Below are 4,207 nucleotides of genomic sequence, written 5' to 3'. Positions count from 1 at the left end.
AACGGGCCGCCGGCCGCCGCTTCCGGTGCCACGTGCAACACCACGGTGCCGTAGGCCGTGCCGCTCATGCGCGCATCGGAAATCCGCACCATGTCGGTCACGCCCTGGGCCAGCAGTTTGGCCGGCAAGCCCATGTTGCCGACTTCCGCCATGCCCGGATAACCCTTGGGCCCGCAGTTTTTCATCACCAGGATCGAGTTGGCATCCACGTCCAGTTCCGGGTCGTTGATCCGTGCCTTGTACATGTCGAAGTTCTCGAACACCACGGCACGCCCGCGATGCTGCATCAGTTCGGCACTGGCAGCCGAGGGCTTGAGGACTGCACCCAGTGGTGCGAGGTTGCCCCGCAGCACACAAATGCCGCCGTCGGCGCGGATCGGGTTGTCGAGGGTGCGGATCACTTCGTCCTGGCCGTAGATCGGTGCTTCGCGGGTGTTTTCGCCGAGGGACTTGCCGTTGACGGTCAAGGCATTCGGGTGCGGGATCAGGTTGGCCTCACCGAGGCGGCGCAGCACCGCCGGCAGGCCGCCAGCGTAGTAGAACTCCTCCATCAGGAAGCGCCCGGACGGCTGCAGGTCGACGATGGTCGGCATGCCACGGCCCATGCGGGTCCAGTCGTCCAGGTCGAGCTCGACGCCGATACGCCCGGCGATGGCTTTCAGGTGAATCACCGCGTTGGTCGAGCCGCCAATGGCTGCGTTGACGCGGATCGCGTTTTCGAAGGCCTCCTTGGTCAGGATTTTCGACAGCTTCAAGTCTTCACGCACCATCTCTACCGCACGCATGCCCGACATGTGCGCCAGTACATAACGCCGCGCGTCCACTGCCGGAATCGCCGCGTTGTGGGGCAGGGAAGTGCCGAGTGCTTCGGCCATGCAGGCCATGGTCGAGGCGGTACCCATGGTGTTGCAGGTGCCTGCCGAGCGGGACATGCCGCCTTCGGCCGCGAGGAAATCGTCGAGGGTAATGGTGCCCGCCTTGACCTGTTCGCTGAGCTGCCACACCACGGTGCCCGAGCCGATGTCCTGGCCCTTGTGCTTGCCGTTGAGCATCGGCCCGCCGGTGACGACGATCGCCGGCACGTCGCAACTGGCGGCGCCCATCAGCAGCGCCGGGGTGGTCTTGTCACAGCCGGTCAGCAGCACCACGCCGTCGATGGGGTTGCCGCGAATGGCTTCCTCCACGTCCATGCTGGCCAGGTTACGGGTGAGCATCGCGGTGGGGCGCAGGTTCGATTCGCCGTTGGAGAACACCGGAAATTCCACCGGAAAGCCACCGGCTTCGATCACGCCGCGTTTCACATGCTCGGCAATCTGGCGGAAGTGCGCGTTGCAGGGCGTCAGCTCCGACCAGGTATTGCAGATCCCGATGATCGGTTTGCCGTGGAACTGATGATCGGCAATCCCCTGGTTTTTCATCCAGCTGCGGTACATGAAGCCGTTTTTATCGGCGGTACCAAACCAGCTGGCGGAGCGCAGGACGGGCTTTTTCTCGGACATGGCTGACTCTCTTATTGTAAGACTATATTGATCAATTCTCGGCTTAACATAGGCGTAAATTCGGGTGTTTGGAAGTGTTGTTGATTAAATAGTATTACTATATAGTCCGATCCAACGAGGCCTGGCCCTGGCGGTTTTCCGCGAGAGGCGACCCGAAACGCTCTATAAAAATAACAATCGGAGACCGCTCACATGAGCCAGGAACAGCGGCTGATACGTCGCATCACGCTGAAACTGATTCCCTTCCTGATCTTGCTGTACCTGATTGCCTACGTGGATCGCTCGGCCGTGGGCTTCGCCAAATTGCACATGGGCGTGGATGTGGGCATCGGCGATGCGGCGTATGGACTGGGAGCAGGGCTGTTCTTTATTGGCTACTTCCTGCTGGAAATCCCCAGCAACCTGATGCTCGACCGTTTCGGCGCGCGGCGCTGGTTCGCACGAATCATGGTGACCTGGGGCGCGATTACCATCGGCATGGCATTCGTCCAGGGCCCCCACAGTTTCTATGTGATGCGCTTTCTGCTGGGCGCCGCCGAAGCCGGGTTCTTCCCGGGTGTCCTCTACTACATCACCCAATGGTTCCCGGTGAGGCACCGCGGCAAGATCCTCGGGCTGTTCATCCTGTCCCAACCCATCGCCATGATGATCACCGGCCCCGTGGCGGGCGGCTTGCTCGGCATGGACGGGATACTCGGCCTGCACGGCTGGCAGTGGTTGTTCATCGTCATCGGCACCCCGGCGATCCTGCTGACCTGGCCGGTGCTGCGCTACCTGCCGGATGGGCCGCAACAGGTGAAATGGATGGACCAGGCGGAGAAGGCCTGGCTCACCGGCGAGCTGGCCAAAGACCTGCAAGCCTACGGCCAGACCCGGCACGGCAACCCGCTGCATGCGCTGAAGGACAAACGCGTGCTGCTGCTGGCGCTGTTCTACCTGCCGGTGACCTTGAGCATCTATGGCCTGGGCCTCTGGCTGCCGACCTTGATCAAGCAGTTTGGCGGCAGCGACCTGACCACCGGGTTTGTGTCGGCAGTGCCCTACATCTTCGGGATCATCGGTTTGCTGATCGTCCCGCGCAGTTCCGATCGCCTGAATGATCGCTACGGTCATCTTGCCGTGCTCTACGTGTTGGGCGCCATCGGCCTGTTCCTCAGCGCCTGGCTGACGGTGCCGCTGTGGCAACTGGCAGCGCTGTGCCTGGTGGCGTTTGCGCTGTTTTCTTGCACGGCGGTGTTCTGGACCTTGCCGGGACGTTTCTTTGCCGGCGCGAGTGCGGCGGCGGGCATCGCCTTGATCAACTCGGTGGGCAACCTCGGCGGCTACATCGGGCCGTTCGTGATCGGCGCACTCAAGGAGTACACCGGCAACCTTGCGTCGGGCTTGTACTTCCTGGCGTGCGTGATGCTGTTCGGGGTGGTGTTGACCGGGGTGGTCTATCGGTTGCTGGAGCGCAGGCACGTGCTGCCGCCCGACCAGTTCGCCGCCAGCGCCCGTGGCGCCACGCGTACTTAATTGGCAATCAGGAGAACACTCATGGGGTTAGTGCAGTTTGAATTGAACAACGGCGAACGCCGAGTGGGCGTGGTCGACGGCGATCAGGTACGCGAGGTGCGGGCCGCCCGCACGGTACGCGACCTGGCACTCGCCGCCATCGAGGCTGGCGTCACCTTGCAACAGCACATAGACCACCTCGGCCTGGCCGAGAGCCACGACTACGCCAGACTGCTGGCCGCGCAGAAGATCTTGCCACCGCTGGATCACCCGGACCCGGCCCACACGCTGGTCAGCGGTACCGGCCTGACCCACCTGGGCAGTGCGTCGGCGCGGGACAAGATGCACCAGAACGCCAGTGACGAAAGCGCGATGACCGACAGCATGCGCATCTTCAAATGGGGCGTGGAGGGCGGCAAACCGGCTGCTGGCCAGGCCGGTGTGCAGCCGGAATGGTTCTACAAGGGCGACGGCAGCATCGTGGTGCGTCCGGGCCAGCCATTCCCGTGGCCAGCGTTTGCCGAAGACGCCGGCGAAGAGCCGGAAATCGCCGGGCTGTATGTGATTGGTCACGACGGCAAGCCGTATCGCCTGGGCTACGCGGTGGGCAACGAGTTTTCCGACCACGTGATGGAGCGCAAGAATTACCTGTACCTGGCCCACTCCAAGCTGCGCAGTTGCAGCTATGGTCCCGAGTTGCGCCTGGGTGAACTGCCCCGGCACCTGGCGGGCACCAGCCGTATCGTGCGCAATGGCGAGGTGTTGTGGCAGCACGAATTCCTCAGTGGCGAAGCCAACATGTGCCACAGCCTCGAAAACCTTGAATACCACCATTTCAAATACACCCAGTTCCTGCGCCCAGGTGACGTGCATATCCATTTCTTCGGCACCGCCACCTTGTCGTTTGCCGACGGCATTCGTACCCAGCCAGGCGATGTGTTCGAAATCAGCCAGGCCGAATTCGGCGCGCCATTGATCAACGGCATTGCCGTGGCCAACAGCGGCGTGGCACCTGGCGGCATAGGCACCCTTTGAAGGAGACAGGCATGACCCGGATTTGTGGCCACAACTACATCGGCGGCCAGCGCAGCGCTGCCGGCAGCATCACCCTGCAGAGCATCGACGCCACCAGTGGCGAGGCATTGCCCTTTGATTTCTACCAGGCCACCGCGCAGGAGGTCGACGCCGCGGCCAACGCCGCCGCTCAGGCTTAC

Annotated in this window: 3 protein-coding genes and 1 pseudogene; 3 read left to right on the top strand and 1 reads right to left on the bottom strand. The window is 62.7% G+C overall.

The genetic code is table 11. From position 1 onward, the window contains the following. A partial coding sequence (locus HX846_RS31475; protein WP_178966892.1) for an IlvD/Edd family dehydratase occupies positions 1-1,499 on the bottom strand: 1,499 nt, incomplete at its 3' end. Positions 1,500-1,691: 192 nt separating this feature from the next. Here HX846_RS31475 and HX846_RS31470 point away from each other — a divergent pair. From HX846_RS31470 to HX846_RS31460, 3 genes and pseudogenes are all read left to right on the top strand, one after another. Then, positions 1,692-3,014, top strand: a complete 1,323-nt coding sequence (locus HX846_RS31470) for an MFS transporter (RefSeq protein WP_178966891.1) — start codon at positions 1,692-1,694, stop codon at positions 3,012-3,014. A 21-nt stretch (positions 3,015-3,035) separates the two neighbouring features. Continuing rightward, positions 3,036-4,028 (top strand): AraD1 family protein, encoded by a 993-nt coding sequence (gene araD1, locus HX846_RS31465; protein WP_134326635.1) that lies wholly within the window; start codon positions 3,036-3,038, stop codon positions 4,026-4,028. Positions 4,029-4,039: 11 nt separating this feature from the next. Next, a pseudogene (locus HX846_RS31460) lies at positions 4,040-4,207 on the top strand (aldehyde dehydrogenase (NADP(+))); the annotation flags it as partial.

The organism is Pseudomonas sp. K5002 (assembly GCF_013386655.1).
Lineage (GTDB): Bacteria > Pseudomonadota > Gammaproteobacteria > Pseudomonadales > Pseudomonadaceae > Aquipseudomonas.
Note: the sequence above shows the minus strand (reverse complement) of the source record. Positions and strands in the feature narration are given on the sequence as shown.